Origin of the sequence: Pseudomonas fluorescens (assembly GCF_001708445.1) — a bacterium.
In the GTDB taxonomy this organism is placed as follows: Bacteria; Pseudomonadota; Gammaproteobacteria; order Pseudomonadales; family Pseudomonadaceae; genus Aquipseudomonas; species Aquipseudomonas gorinensis.
The window spans coordinates 4,030,139-4,043,979 of the sequence record NZ_CP015637.1 but is presented as its reverse complement, the minus strand read 5'-3'; the positions used below and the strand labels follow the sequence as shown (position 1 = coordinate 4,043,979).

The following is a 13,841-nucleotide window of genomic DNA, read 5'->3' as shown; positions in this document are numbered from 1 at the left end:
GATAAACCTTTTAACACCCAACAGGTCGTTTTCCATGTTCAATAAAAAAATCAAGAATCAGCTTGAGGCTCAAACAGCTGAGTTGTCGGAGTTGCGCCAACTGCGTGATGGCCTACACCGTGAAATGCTGACGCTGAGTATCGATACTAATTTTGCAATTACCACCTGCAACGACAATTTTGCACAGGCTTTGGGGTACACCCAGAATCAGCTTATAGGTCGTGCCATGGCCGACATTGTTCCGCAGTACGTTTCCAAACTTCCCTGTTTTCACAATTTTCGGGCGGCTGTCGCCGCCGGTAAGTCGATATCTGATGAATACAGGTACCTGCATGCTGACGGCTCATTAGTGTGGATTCATGCTCATTGGCAACCCGTAGCTGATGCGACTGGCCGGTTGAGTCATATCGCAGGCTATGCGACGAACATTACGTCCAGAGTGGAAAAGGCATCGGAAAACGCATCGTTCATTGACGCGCTACTGCGCTCGACGGCGGTCATTGAGTTCGATCTATCCGGGCATGTAATCACGGCGAATGAGCAGTTTTTAAAAGCGATGGGTTACAGCCTGGGACAAGCGCAAGGAAGTCATCATCGTATTTTCTGTCGGCCAGAGGAGGCTTCTTCCCAGCAATACAGGGATTTTTGGTTGACGTTGAACAAGGGTGAGTTTGTCGCTGGCCGATTCCAACGTGTTGATAGTCGGGGTCAGACGGTATGGCTGGAGGCGAGCTATAACCCGGTCTACGACACCGAAGGAACACTGCGCAAGGTAGTTAAGTTTGCAACGGTTATTACCGAACAGGTTGCCCGTGAACACCAAGTCAGTGATGCTGCACAAACGGCATTTGAAATCTCCCAGCAGACTGACGTTACTGCTCAACGTGGTGCGATAGTGGTTAACGACACTATGCACACCATGCGCAAAGTCGCTGGGGATATGCAGGCTGCCTCGGGTGGCGTCGAAGCGCTTGGAAAGCAGTCGCTGTTAATCAGTTCGATCATTCAGACCATCAGTAGTATTGCTCAGCAAACGAACCTTTTGGCATTGAATGCTGCGATTGAGGCTGCACGCGCAGGTGAGCAAGGCCGAGGTTTTGCAGTCGTCGCGGATGAGGTTCGACAATTGGCCGGGCGCACCAGCACGGCGACTGAGGAAATCGCATCAGTTGTTTTGGAAAATCAGAAGCTGGTGGATCAAACTATAGCGGAGATGGCGAACAGTAAGTCCCAAGCTGAGCAAGGTCTTGAGCTAGCCACGCAGGCAGGGCAAGTTATTGTTGAAATTCAGGACGGAGCCAAGAAAGTTGTTGAAGCGGTTGGTAAGTTTGCGACTCAGGTGGCTTAGCACGCTCAATCGTACTGCGTTGGAGTTCGCCCCTAAGGAGTTGTCGAGTGTGTGCAAAGTGAGGGGGAACAACACATGCTTGGCGAGATCGACGGTTCGGGCTTGTTAGGGTTGTCGTTGAGCTTTGGCCTTCGTTACCAGTCATAGTCACATCCGGCAAACCAACCACGCTTGGCTAGTTGTTCAGTTACGTCAATGACGCCCGAGTCACCAAAAAAACCGGTGGTGTTTGGGTAGTGAATACCTGCCAGCGACACCATCGACACCTCGGTCTTGCGGCCGAAGTACGATAGAAAATGCCAGCCGCCAGCTGTACTCCCCACGTGTGGAAAATTGATCGCAGCTTTATCTGTTATGTAGTGCTCGCGTGAGGCGCGTTTGAGATCAAAATCAAATAGTGGCTGAATCATGGAAGCTTTCTGAGTTGGGCTAGACCTTGCTTGATGTGGCCGGCGTTCTCGCCGATGGTCTCAAGGGCGCCACGCACGTTGTTTGCCTTGTCCCGGCGCCACCGTCTCCACCAAGAAGAAGTCGACAACGATCTCATTGTCCTGAGGGTTGAAGCCGAGTCCGTATTGGGTTTTGAAATCGAAGGGGGGCTTCTGCTGTGCGGACATAGGGGATCCTCGCCGGTTGGCGTGATTCGTTGAAGTGGGTGATATGCTTTGCTGCTTATCAAACAAGGACGTGGGTAATGGCCGGTAAAAAGCTTGAAGCGTTCCGCGAGTGGTTCACGCCGCGTAAGCGGTTATGGGCAGGGCTCGCTTTGCTTGTCACTGGGGTATTCGGGCCGCTTTTGTATCCAAGCATAAATGGCTATTGGAGTATCTTTATTGCTCCTGGGATCGTGTTTATCTGCAATGCAAGGAATCCCGAAGCTCGCGATAAGCGCTGATAGCCTCGCCGTCTGGTGCTGTTCGGCGATAGGGGTATTACGGGGGACCGGCATGGAGCTGGATTAAGGCGTGTTGCTTGTTCCGCAGTTGCGGCGGTCTTCCCGGTAGCGCTGCGCGTCGCTTATGAACCGACCGCAAGCGGCTTCTAGATGTAAAACTCAGCTGCGTCGGGGTATTGGTCCAGCGCTTCGCTCAGCGTCACATACTGGCAGTCAACACCTACTCTCGCGCTCTGGCATCCACGTAGGCCTTGGGCCACGGGATGTCGGTGTCGCGGTGATCGCAAGCGCCGTCCCGCGTAAACACCTGGGCCTTTGCCAGGTCGGTGACGTACCCAGAGCCACCAAAGCCCCAGAACGATAAGCCGTCGCCGACGTAGGCGTGACTGTGGCTGTCTTGCAGGTAGAACTGGTCGTCCATGGATTATCTCCAGTTAGGCGCCGGCCTCCGGATGCAGCGAGAAAGATTCTTATTGAAGGTCGCGGCGATAAACTCAGCGCATTCTTAACAGGGAGCATCGCTGCAATGGAACTGAAGTCGCCGAGCAAAAACATATGGATAGTGGGCGGCGCCGGGGTGATCGCTGGCGCCGCCATCATCGCCACCAACTCAGAAGGTTTTGTGCATACCTTGGGTGTTGGCATTCTTGCAGGGGGGGACTGCCGCTTTCGCTGCAGGTGGCCGGTTTGTTGGTGATACCTTTACGGCCCCATCGATGTTTCCGTAATCGAGCAGGCTGACAGTAAACCAGCATAGCTTGATCGGAATTGATCAACGGCGGAAACGAAATTTTGACCAACCATGCTTGTATTTAAATGACCCCGTGTCTCCTCGAAGGACATAGAGGGACGTCCGGTAAAATGCTGTAAATCGAGAGAAGCCGAAGCTTCTTATCTTTTTGTAGACCCAAACCCATCCGTGGTGATTGGTAGTTTTGGTGGGTCTCAACACCATTGACGCGTTCCTTGTAGGGTTAATTTGGCGCAGATGATAGCGATGTGCCCCAACGCAAAGGCTGTCAATTAATAACGGAGCGGAACTTCTTGTCGCGACGGGGTCTTTGGCCAAATTCGTTTGAATACAGCATCTTGCCAACCTTATCCAACTGAGTTGGTTTTTACCCTTGATCCCGCCTTATATGCGGGTTTTTTTCGCCTGGAGAAAAGACAATGGCACGAATTTCAGCTATCCAAGCGGGCAGTCGTGACGCGTTGGCCTTCCTCGATATGCTCACTTGGTCCGAAGGGACCAGCACATCGCCGGCCACCGCCCTGGATGGCTACGACGTCATCGTGACGGGCATCGACAGGAAGCCTGAGATCTTCACGGATTTCAGTGATCACCCTCTTCGCAAATGGACGACGCTCGAAGGTCATCAACAGTAAGGGGCTAACATCTAATGCCTCGGGCCGGTATCAGCAGATGCTCAAAGATTGGCCGTATTGCCGAACGCTGCTGGCTCTGTCGGACTTCAGCCCGATCAGCCAGGACCTGCTGGCTTTGCAGCACATCCGCGAATGCCGCGCGCTACCGGACGTGCATGCAGGCCGGGTCGGAACCGCAATCGAAAAGTGCCGGAATATTTGGGTAAGCCTGCCTGGTGCAGGGTATGGCCTGTGTGAATACCGGCTTGATGATCTGATCCAGCAGTACCGCTTGGCGGGGGAGCACTGTCATGACGGCATTACGGAAAGTGTCCCAGCGCAAACGCAACATACCCTTCGTCATCCGTTTCCCGTGCTTGTTGATCAGTAAGTATTTGGAGTGGGGGCGCACGTCCCTTTCTGTTATCTCCCTAACCAATTTCCCGAGGCTGTTTTCTCCGGCTTCTGTTCGCATCAGAGTTTTGAGTTTCTGCCTGGTCAGATAGGCCAGATCAGTTTTGGTTGATCGCTAGCAAAAACTGACCTTCGACACTTTGTGACCCGCGCATTGGAGTAGGGATTTCCCTAACCGCTTTTCCAGTATTCCTACATTTGAATAGGGATGATCTGATGGTTGCATTGGTGTCAATAAGCCACTATTTGGCCAGGGGCTCATAACCTGTCCACCAGAGGCGACAGGTTATGAGCGGGAGACAGGCAGTGAGCAAACAGACTCCATCCATTCTGCAGCTTTTGCCCGGTTTCGCGTGAGGAGTGCCAGCCAACTGAACTACAACGATCTTTATATGACATCAATTCTTCGAGCTGACTGATTCCGCTTGTGAATTTCAGGTTCCGAAGTCACGAGAAATCGAGCCGGCAGGTGCGTTGGCGGCATTGTTCGACTTTTACGGATGTTGGCTGCCGAAGTAGCGTCCATGTTGTACCGACCTTCCTCAGAGAGATAAAAATGAACGTCAGGAATATGAATCTGGCTCCAAGGTCTGCCGCCTTCTTCTCACTCATTGTCCTAGTGGTTTTTGCTCTGGGCATTGTCGCCGTGATGCAAATGGGCAAGCTTCGAGAGTCGGAGCAAGATGTCGAAACTAATTGGATGGCGAGCATCCGTGAGATTGGCAAGATGCAGGTGGGCGTCTTGCGTCTGCGTCTGGAAAGTATCCGTATCACCGTGACCACTGACGAACAACAGCGCCAAACCCGCATCGCTTCGTTGAGCGGCTACCGCAGTACGCTGAAGGACACCATCAGCCATTACGAGCCCCTGGTTACCGGGCCGGCAGAGAATGAGCTCTACCGGGCAGTCGAAGGCGATGTGCAGCAGTATTTCAAGCTGTTGGATGAGCTGGAGCCTTTGTTGCGAAGTGGTGATGACGCCGCAGCTGTTGCCCTGATCAACACCCGCATCAGTCCGATGACCAATACCCTGCAAGACAACCTGAACAAGCTTGCGGACTTCAACGATGAGGGCGCCAAGCGTTCAGGTCTGGATGCTGCCGCGACGTACAGCAATGGTGTGACGCTGGTGATTGGCTTGCTGGTGGCGACCGTCATACTTACCGTGGTGCTGGCTGCAATGCTGACCCGCAGCATTACGACGCCCATTAGCGATGCGTTGGCCGTGGCCGAGCGCATCGCCGGCAGCGACCTGTCCAAGGAGGTCGTGATCATTGGCCGTGATGAAGCCGGTCGCCTGCTGGCCGCTTTGGCGAAGATGCAGGGCAACCTGCGGGAAACCATCGCTCGTATCGCCGATTCCTCCACCCAATTGGCGTCAGCGTCTGAAGAAATGACTGCTGTAACCGAAGAGGCCAGTCGCGGGTTGGTGCGACAGAACGATGAGGTCAATCAGGCCGCGACGGCAGTGACCGAAATGAGCGCTGCGGTGGACGAGGTGGCACGTAATGCCGACGCCGCCGCCCAATCTTCCCGCGAGTCCATGGAATTCACGCGCTCGGGTATCGAGAATGTGGCGCAGACCCTCAAAGCCATCGAAAGTCTGGCCAGCAACGTGGCCAGCACGGGTGACCAGGTCAAAGCCTTGTCAGGCAAAGCTCAGGACATCAGTAAGGTGGTCGAAGTGATTCGCGCGATTGCCGAGCAGACCAACTTGCTGGCGCTTAACGCTGCTATTGAAGCTGCCCGCGCGGGCGAGCAAGGTCGCGGCTTTGCGGTGGTGGCTGATGAAGTGCGTGCCCTGGCCCACCGCACCCAGCAGTCGACCCAGGAAATCGAACAGATGATCAGCGCGATTCAGGCGGACTCGACCCAGGCAGTGGGCGCCATGAACGTCAGTGCCCAGATGGCCAGCAGCTCAATCTCTGTGGCGCAGAATGCCGACCTGTCGCTCAAGCAAATCGCTGAGGCCATAGCCCAGATCAATGATCGCAACCTGCTGATCGCCACCGCCTCCGAAGAGCAGGCTCAGGTGGCCCGCGAGGCAGACCAGAACCTGACCAGCATCCGAGAACTGTCGATACAGAGCTCGGCAGGTGCCAATCAGACCGCCAGCGCCTGCAGTGAGATGGCCAACCTGGCTATTGAACTCAATCATCTGGTGGCGCGCTTCAAGGTATGACATGCGTCGTTGTCCTGGCCTGTACTTGCCATATCAGTCGCACCCTCATCGGAGGTGATTACGTTTGCGAGTGTTCGAATCCCTGGTTTCCCGCCAAGATTCAAATGAAAGCCCCGCACTGCGGGGCTATTGCGTTTCTGGGGGCTGGTACCGCCGCCCTCTGAAAATATGATCGTTTCCGCATCATTTCAGGCAGTTGCCGCAACTCGTGGCGAGTTACGGTTAGCCGGATGGCTTTACGATCTGCGCGCCACGTCGGTAAACCGTCTCGGTTACTCGGTCGGGCCTTGCTGGTAGTGGCAGAAGAGGGCATGCCCGCCGATGCCCGGACCGGTATATGCCGAGCCAGCCGACGGAGGGGCACGCGTCTTACCCCAGATAGGCGCCGCCCTGACCACCGGATGCAGCGAGTCGGGAGAGGGCGAAACTAAAACCGACAATACCGTCTACCTTTCAAGGGGTAATCCCTTTTGGAGAAAACGGTCATGTTTAAATCTCGCTCGCTTGTAGCCGCTGTTACCTGCCTTGCTTTGGCTGTTGGCTCTGTGGCGGCTGTGGCCGACCCTGGTAATGGGAAGGGCCAAGGCAATGGAAAAGGCAACTCCCAAGGTGGTCAAGGCCATGGCAACCAGGGTAACAAGGGGAAAGGTTCGAGCGGGGATGATTGGGCGCGCGGGCCTAGCATTGACCGGGGCGGTGTATTGGGTGTGGTTGGTGGCTATCGTGACTATTGGCGCCCAGGTCCGTCACTGCCGCCCGGAATACAAAAGAACCTGGCTAGGGGAAAACCTCTTCCTCCAGGCATCGCCAAGAAGCTGGATGGCCGGTTGCTGGGCAGGTTGCCCCATTACGACGGCTACGAGTGGCAACAAGCGGGCACCGATTTGATACTGGTGGCAATTGCCTCCGGCATAATTTACGAGGTGCTCAACGGAGCATTCGATTAAGGCGATAGCGGTTCGATGATCTTGTCGCCCTGCGCAGTAATGCTTGCCCTCAACCCTGAGTGTTAACCCGATAGTCGCGGACACCAGGGCGTGTTGCTCAAACCGGCAGGCGGAATTGCTTACGCAGGGCTTTGTCGAAGAGTCCTGCGGGGGCAAAGCGGCGCAGCAGACTGATTTGTCGCGCTGTCTTGCCGGCCGTGTAGCGATGCTGAGGCTGGAAATCGGTCGCCGCTTTGACTATGACCGCTGCCACGACTTCAGGAAGATCGGCTTTTGGCATCACCTCGCCGAGCAGTGCCCGGAACCCTGATCGAGCCTGATCGTACTCTTTCAACGGCGCGTCCGGTTCAATGCTGTTTTGATCGAAAACGGTACGCACGAATGCCGGCTCGATGACCGAGACGCGAATATCGAAGGCTCGAACCTCGTGATCAAGGGATTCCGAATAGCCCTCTAGAGCGTGCTTGACCGCCGAATAATGAGCGGAGTAGGGCGCGGGTATTAATCCCAAAATAGATCCGATATTGATGATGCGCCCTTGGCCACGTTGTCGCATCGAAGGCAATACCGCGTTGGTCATACGGATTACGCCGAACAGATTGACATCAAACAATGCCTGCACCTGTGGGATCGAGAACTCTTCGGCGCCGCCCAGCAGGCCAATGCCGGCATTATTGACCAACAGATCGATCCGCCCGGTCTGGGCGAGCACGGTGGAGACGAGAGCACTGACAGAGTTGTCGTCTGTCACATCGCAGGTGAGCATGGACACCTGCGTTGGACTGGCACCAGCCTTGCGACTCGTGCCAAATACCCTATACCCAGCACGCAGCAGAGCCTCGGCAGTCGCTTGGCCAATCCCGGATGATGCACCGGTCACTATCGCGGTTCTTTCGGAAGAGGTTTTCATTGGGGGCTCCAGTGTGTCCGTGAGTTGCTTTCGGTTATAGCAAGGTGTGAGTTCAACGTTATTGCTCCAGCATTAATGGGCGCCAGACTACTGTTGGCGGTGTTGCTCGCACACGTCTGACGGCAAAAGACATGAGCCCTTGCCCTGAGCTTCAGTTATCGAGTACTCGTTGTAGTCATATGAGCTTAATGATCACCTTACCTTTGGCTCTGCCCCGTTCCACATAACTCAAGGCCTCAGCCGTTGACTCGAAAGGGAAGCTCCGGTCGATGACAGGTGTGATAACGCCAGACTCGACAAGCGCAGTGATTTTCTTCAACTGAGCGCCGCTCGCACGCATGAACACGAACGCATAACTGACGTTCTGTTTGCGGGCTTTTCTGCGTATGCCGCTGCTCAACAGGCGCATTACCCAACCCAGCCCCCAGAACAGCTTCTGTTCTTTTGCGAACTCCGCCGTCGGTGGCCCAGAGATAGAAATAAGCTGGCCGCCAGGCTTGAGAATACTGAGTGATTTTTCCAGCTCGACCGGGCCGAGGCTGTTCAATACGACATCGTAGTCGCGCAAGACGTTTTCGAATTTTTGCTGCGTGTAGTCGATGACGACGTCTGCTCCCAACGCCTTAACCCAAGCCACGTTACTTGTACTGGTCGTCGTCGCAACAAAGGCCCCCAGATGTTTTGCAAGCTGGATGGCCACTGTGCCGACTCCACCGGAACCTGCGTGGATAAAGACTTTTTGCCCCTTCTTCAACCGGGCTGTTTCAACCAGCACCTGCCAGGCGGTCAGTGCAACCAAGGGAAGAGAAGCCGCTTCTTGCAGGGTGATATTGTTGGGTTTCAGCGCAAGGGCACTTTCCTCCACCGCAATCATCTCGGCAAAGGTGCCAATGCGCGATTCGGGTGGGCGTGCATAGACTTCGTCACCCGGCTTGAAGTGCTGCACGCCCGACCCCACGCGAACCACGACGCCGGCTAGGTCATTACCCAGGATCAAAGGGAATGAATACGGCAGGATCAGCTTGAATTCGCCTTTGGCAATCTTCGAATCCAGCATATTGACGCTACTGGCATGTACTTTGACCAGCACGTCGTAGATGCCTGGTTCAGGTACCGGTACCTCGCCAATATGTCCATGGTTCTCGCCGTAGCGGTCGATCAGGAAGGCTTTCATGCTTCAGTTCTCTGGCTTCAATGGGCTGACAGCATGCGCACCCCAACGTAATGTTAGAACCTTTGCAACAAGCGCCTTTACCTCAACGTATGCGTATCAGCACTTGCAGCGTGACAATCACGCCTGGGCTTGATAGCGCTCGGCGACTACCGATTGGCGAATCTCTGAAAGCAAACCTTGGCGGGCAGACTGCAGAGCATCCCAACGCGCGGCGTCTTGTAACGGCGGAATGGTCACCGGCTCGCGACGATCAAAACCCACCAGCGCAGCATCGACCAGGTCGCTCACGTTCATGACTTCGCTCAGGGTATTGATATCGATACCTGCACGTTCCCAGATTTCCGTACGGGTGGCCGCGGGGAGTACAGCTTGCACGTAGACGCCTTTGGGCGAGAGTTCAAGGCTCAACCCTTGCGATAGAAACAGGACAAACGCCTTGGTCGCACCGTAGACGCTCATCCCGAATTCCGGCGCCAGCCCCACGACCGAGCCAATATTGATAATCGCACCATTACCGGCGTGTGCCAGGCGTGGGGCGATGGCGCTGGCGAGGCGTACCAATGCGGTGGTGTTGAGCGCGACCAGGTTGGCAATGCTGTCGGTGGATTGCTCGATGAAGCTGCCCGATTGCGCGGCTCCGGCATTATTCACAAGGATGCCGATACGGGCGTCATCACGTAGGCGAGCTTCGACGGTGATCAGATCATTGGTTTGAGTCAGGTCAGCCTGGATCACGTCAATGGAAACACCGTGTTGCTCGCGCAGCCGGGAGGACAGTGCGTCTAACCGGCTTTTGTCGCGGGCAACCAGTACCAGGTTGTGGCCACGTTGGGCAAAACGCTCGGCGTAGGTTGCGCCAATGCCTGTCGAGGCGCCGGTAATCAGTACGGTTTCAGGGATGCTCATAAATGAATGCTCTTGAGTGGACGTGGATAAGCGATGCAGTTTTCAGGGCTGTTCAGCCCTGCGCGCAGCCCCAGAGACATGCGGCGGTGTTTTTATGATGTCGATCATAATCAATGCTGTCAACGGTTTTGATTGCGATCGACATCAGAGTATAGTCAGGCCATTGTTCAGGAGTCCCAGGGGCGCGAAATGAAGATCACCAAGACGCAATCGCTCGCCAATCGAGCCCATATAGTGGAGACGGCGTCAGAGCTGTTTCGTGAGCGTGGCTATGATGGTGTGGGTGTGGCAGAACTCATGGCGACTGCCGGTTTTACTCAGGGCGGCTTTTACAAGCACTTTGGCTCTAAGGCCGATTTGATGGCTGAAGCCGCAGAAAACAGTCTTGCAAAATCTCTCACGAGTACCTGCGATCTTGACCTTCCCGGGTTTGTAAATCTTTACGTGTCGAGGGATCACAGGGACGGCAGGGGAGTGGGTTGTACGATGGCAGCGCTATGTGGTGACGCTGCTCGTCAGTCAAATGAGCTGAAGGCGACCTTTGCGGACGGATTAGAGAGCACGCTGGCAGCACTTGAGGAAAAGTACCTGAAGGGGCTGGATACGATGGGGCAAGACGTTCGGGCAAAAATGATCAACTTGCTGGCACATGCCATCGGTGCCGTCATGTTGTCACGGGCGTGTCCGGATGATTCGTCTCTCGCCGATGAAATACTGGAAACGTGCCGCGCTGAGATCATTGCATCATTGCCATTGAGTGAGAAAAACAGCCTGTAAGTGGCTGGGACACGGTCCCAGCGAGTTGCCGACGTCAGTAACGCTGCGGCAATGCCCCCCCCCCTCATTGCGTGGAGGTTGCCCTGCCTCGAGCGATGGGTGCGGAGGTTTTTCGACGAGTGACGTGTCTAGATCAAGGGTTCTGAGGTTTTTGGGGTTGTCACCTCCGACGTTGGCGTCTACCCTGAAAATGTATGAATTGTTACTAACAATTTCGGAAGCGCCCGTTTTTGAGGCGCGATACTTCAGGACGAGGAACGAAACATGTTTTCACATGAAGGTGCCGCAATAGAGCTGTTGTTGTTCATTATCGGTCTGTCAGGACTGCTCTTGGTCGTCTGGTTTATTCACCATCAATATGAACGAAGGGGCGGGAAAGGCGTAAAAAAACAACATGACCGTAATGCCGGGCGTTCGACGTAGCCTGGCTGTCTATCTCCCATCCAAGCCAGCCGTTTTCGGCGGGTTCCTGGCGGCCACGTCCTGTAGGGATGAGATTCTCCAGCACTGTTCGTGCCGGCCCAGGCTGCCGAGCATTGCCCCCCAGAGGATAGGGCACCACTTGAAGAAGAGATGTCTGATGTCGACGCCGCCAACTCGCTGGCGAGCGAGCATCCTGACAACTGATTCAAGCGCTTGAGCCCAGCGAACCCGGCCCGGCGCCGGGTTTTCTGCCGCCCCTCTGCACTTTTTCGAGTTTTCTGGATCTATCGTTGTGCCAGCGACACTCATACTGCGTGTGGCCAGAACAACTAGATCGGGTGCCGATGCCGCGTACTTTGCCTGTTTTTACCGCCTTTTGGACGCGCCGGCCGTTGCTGCTGGCGGTCGTGTTGATGGGGTGTGCCAGCGCTTGCACTCAGCAGCAGGGACGCGATATCGCCAAGCAATTCAGTAACGGCAAGCCCGATGAATTCTTCCAGACCAGCGTCGATCGTATGGCCACCCTGGGCATGCGCGACAACCTGCAAAGCTTGTATCTATTGATGAACAAACTTTATCTGCGTAACCCCAACCAGTGGCGTCAATCGGGGTACCCGGACGCGGTGAGCGCGGCGCGGGAAATTCGCAAGGCCATCGAGAATCGTCAACCATTGCCCGCCCTGGGGGATCGTCGTGACCTGGCGGCATTGAGCTATTCCTTGAGCCCTGAGTTTCGCGGCGACCGGGTGGGGGCGTTTATCTACGCGATTGGCAGCATGCTCGTCACCGCACACGGTGGGCGCACGCAGTTCTACATTTCCGACTCGATCAATCCGCAGTTCGTCAATAACGCTGCGCGCAACATCGAGAAGGCAACCTGGTTGCTCAGCCAACGCCAGGATGCCAATGGCGTGCTGCTGTTGTTTTCTAACGAGATCTCGGAGGAGGGCAGCAACCTCAGTTTTGCGGTGGAGTTCGGCAAGATCGTCGCGCGCCTCGACCTGCTGACCCAGATGCTCGATGAGCGCTACCGACGTATTGGCCTTAACTATGCGCAAAGCCTGTTATTGATGAATTTCCTGCCGGTGCAATGAAATCCCCCGACCTTGCGCTCTGCGCCAGATAGTGCGGTGCTTCCGTTTCCTCTGTAGGAAATGGCCTATCTTGCATCTCGCAACTTGAAACGCTTCCCGGTCGGCAATAGCCTCGGATTTTTCTTAAATATGAGGCCCTACCTTGGGTAAGCGAAAAACGGTTTGGCCCACTGATCGCGAGATTCGCCTGCGGTTTATGCTCTTTGCGGTGATCGACGCCGCGCGTGTCCATGGGGTTGCTGCCGAGCTGCTGTTGAACGCGCACACGGTGCTGCGAGATTCGCCGACGGAGATGCAATTGCGTGACGTGCTCAGCGACATCCTGGCCACCGATGAAATGCAGGGTTTCAGATTCCCGGCGGGGTCAGAGGCTGACGATTTTATGCGCGCACTGGAGCCGTCTGCCGATTAGTCACCGGGCTCAGCTTGGGTCGGCAATGTCTTGAGTCGCCTCGTCGCTGCCCGAGTTGCACGTCGGCGTCGAGGCAAGGGATGGGTGGAAATCCTGATCATCTTCACGCGGCGAGTCAGTATCACCCTGGAATTGCAGCACCGCCCGGTGTGACGCCTCGCCAGAATTTGTTCGCGCCAGTTAGATCGTTTATTTCCTTCAGGAATGGGGCTATTGCCCGATCGAATATCTATTGCGATATAGTTGATTTGATAGCAGCCACCTTGGAAGTTGCAGCGTTGTAATCGACGTTATCGCAACAAGGAGGGCTGCATTATCCGATTGAAACCCGCTCAAACGTCATTTTCCGCTGCTGGATCACCTTCTTGCGTCGTGACACCCGCGCTCTAGAATCGGCCCCAGAACTTACTCATTTCCTGTCGATTACGGAGTTTCGAACATGATGAATGCCATGCAGATGCCAATGAACACCTCCATGCCAATGATGCCGATGATGCCGATGATGGGCATGCCGATGATGATGGCGACCATGAAGTGCGAAATGGCCAGCGACGCCATGATGTGCACCATGAAGCCGGCAGCGGGCATGGATATGGCTCAGTTCAAGACCAACGCCGAAATGATGGCGATGATGATGAACTGTGGCATGCCCATGATGATGCAGTGTGCCAACCTGTCGATGATGTGCATGTCGGCCGACGCCATGGCCATGATGTCGAACATGAACATGCCGATGATGATGCCTATGGGCATGTCGATGCCGATGATGAAGTGCGTGATGGAATGCACGATGCAGGCTGACGGCATGCTCTGCAAAATGATGCCGATGCCAGGCATGAGCATGGACATGATGAACAACTGCTGCATGCTGATGAACAAGATGATGAACGACTGCGCCATGCCGATGATGATGAGCTGCAACGGCATGCCGATGATGTGCTGCACCTGCTGACAGGTTCTGCATGCTAAAAAACGCCCCGATTATCCGGGGCGT

15 protein-coding genes and 2 pseudogenes are annotated in these 13,841 nt (G+C 55.2%); 11 read left to right on the top strand and 6 right to left on the bottom strand.

The annotated features are described in order from the left end of the window. Positions 1-34: 34 nt before the first annotated feature. Both A7317_RS31660 and A7317_RS31655 read left to right on the top strand, forming a co-directional pair. Positions 35-805: pseudogene (locus A7317_RS31660) on the top strand (PAS domain-containing protein); the annotation flags it as partial. A 105-nt stretch (positions 806-910) separates the two neighbouring features. Further along, positions 911-1,348 (top strand): methyl-accepting chemotaxis protein, encoded by a 438-nt coding sequence (locus tag A7317_RS31655; RefSeq protein WP_370694643.1) that lies wholly within the window; start codon positions 911-913, stop codon positions 1,346-1,348. A 161-nt stretch (positions 1,349-1,509) separates the two neighbouring features. Here A7317_RS31655 and A7317_RS17785 read toward each other — a convergent pair. Both A7317_RS17785 and A7317_RS30700 read right to left on the bottom strand, forming a co-directional pair. Next, a pseudogene (locus A7317_RS17785) lies at positions 1,510-1,758 on the bottom strand (hypothetical protein); the annotation flags it as partial. A gap of 60 nt (positions 1,759-1,818) precedes the next feature. Then, positions 1,819-1,965: a hypothetical protein gene (locus A7317_RS30700; protein ID WP_155766473.1), complete on the bottom strand. Its 147-nt coding sequence runs from the start codon at positions 1,963-1,965 to the stop codon at positions 1,819-1,821. Positions 1,966-2,042: 77 nt separating this feature from the next. Here A7317_RS30700 and A7317_RS17780 point away from each other — a divergent pair, with 77 nt between their 5' ends. Next, complete coding sequence (locus A7317_RS17780) at positions 2,043-2,243, top strand: hypothetical protein (protein ID WP_069076493.1); 201 nt, start codon at positions 2,043-2,045, stop codon at positions 2,241-2,243. A gap of 220 nt (positions 2,244-2,463) precedes the next feature. On the opposite strand, the gene A7317_RS17775 is transcribed toward A7317_RS17780, so the two are convergent. Then, the gene (locus A7317_RS17775) at positions 2,464-2,664 is read right to left on the bottom strand and encodes a hypothetical protein (RefSeq protein ID WP_216639847.1); all 201 of its coding nucleotides are present in this window, start codon (positions 2,662-2,664) and stop codon (positions 2,464-2,466) included. Positions 2,665-3,413: 749 nt separating this feature from the next. Here A7317_RS17775 and A7317_RS31650 point away from each other — a divergent pair. The 4 genes from A7317_RS31650 (at position 3,414) to A7317_RS17760 (ending at position 7,151) form a co-directional block, all read left to right on the top strand. Next, positions 3,414-3,629, top strand: a complete 216-nt coding sequence (locus A7317_RS31650) for a hypothetical protein (protein ID WP_411736774.1) — start codon at positions 3,414-3,416, stop codon at positions 3,627-3,629. 37 nt (positions 3,630-3,666) lie between these two features. After that, positions 3,667-3,999 (top strand): glycoside hydrolase family protein, encoded by a 333-nt coding sequence (locus tag A7317_RS31645; RefSeq protein WP_346764926.1) that lies wholly within the window; start codon positions 3,667-3,669, stop codon positions 3,997-3,999. Between the two features lie 579 nt (positions 4,000-4,578). Further along, entirely contained in the window at positions 4,579-6,204 is a 1,626-nt protein-coding gene (locus A7317_RS17765; RefSeq protein ID WP_069076492.1) for a methyl-accepting chemotaxis protein, read from the top strand. A 485-nt stretch (positions 6,205-6,689) separates the two neighbouring features. Next, complete coding sequence (locus tag A7317_RS17760; protein WP_024076108.1) at positions 6,690-7,151, top strand: anti-virulence regulator CigR family protein; 462 nt, start codon at positions 6,690-6,692, stop codon at positions 7,149-7,151. 97 nt (positions 7,152-7,248) lie between these two features. Here the strand turns inward: A7317_RS17760 and A7317_RS17755 are convergent, their stop codons facing one another. The 3 genes from A7317_RS17755 to A7317_RS17745 all read right to left on the bottom strand — a co-directional run bounded on the left by A7317_RS17755 (position 7,249) and on the right by A7317_RS17745 (position 10,141). Further along, positions 7,249-8,061, bottom strand: coding sequence for an oxidoreductase (locus A7317_RS17755; protein ID WP_069076491.1), 813 nt, complete (start codon positions 8,059-8,061; stop codon positions 7,249-7,251). Positions 8,062-8,236: 175 nt separating this feature from the next. Further along, positions 8,237-9,235, bottom strand: a complete 999-nt coding sequence (locus tag A7317_RS17750) for an NADP-dependent oxidoreductase (protein ID WP_069076490.1) — start codon at positions 9,233-9,235, stop codon at positions 8,237-8,239. A 117-nt stretch (positions 9,236-9,352) separates the two neighbouring features. Further along, the gene (locus A7317_RS17745) at positions 9,353-10,141 is read right to left on the bottom strand and encodes an SDR family NAD(P)-dependent oxidoreductase (protein ID WP_069076489.1); all 789 of its coding nucleotides are present in this window, start codon (positions 10,139-10,141) and stop codon (positions 9,353-9,355) included. 189 nt (positions 10,142-10,330) lie between these two features. Between A7317_RS17745 and A7317_RS17740 the strand changes: the two genes are divergently transcribed. From A7317_RS17740 to A7317_RS31145, 4 genes are all read left to right on the top strand, one after another. Next, positions 10,331-10,918 (top strand): TetR/AcrR family transcriptional regulator, encoded by a 588-nt coding sequence (locus tag A7317_RS17740; RefSeq protein WP_024076104.1) that lies wholly within the window; start codon positions 10,331-10,333, stop codon positions 10,916-10,918. 767 nt (positions 10,919-11,685) lie between these two features. After that, positions 11,686-12,435, top strand: coding sequence for a hypothetical protein (locus A7317_RS17730; protein WP_069076487.1), 750 nt, complete (start codon positions 11,686-11,688; stop codon positions 12,433-12,435). Between the two features lie 142 nt (positions 12,436-12,577). Continuing rightward, on the top strand, positions 12,578-12,847 hold the full coding sequence (locus A7317_RS17725) for a hypothetical protein (protein WP_069076486.1): 270 nt from the start codon (positions 12,578-12,580) through the stop codon (positions 12,845-12,847). Between the two features lie 439 nt (positions 12,848-13,286). Next, on the top strand, positions 13,287-13,799 hold the full coding sequence (locus tag A7317_RS31145) for a hypothetical protein (protein WP_081329432.1): 513 nt from the start codon (positions 13,287-13,289) through the stop codon (positions 13,797-13,799). Positions 13,800-13,841 lie beyond the last annotated feature (42 nt).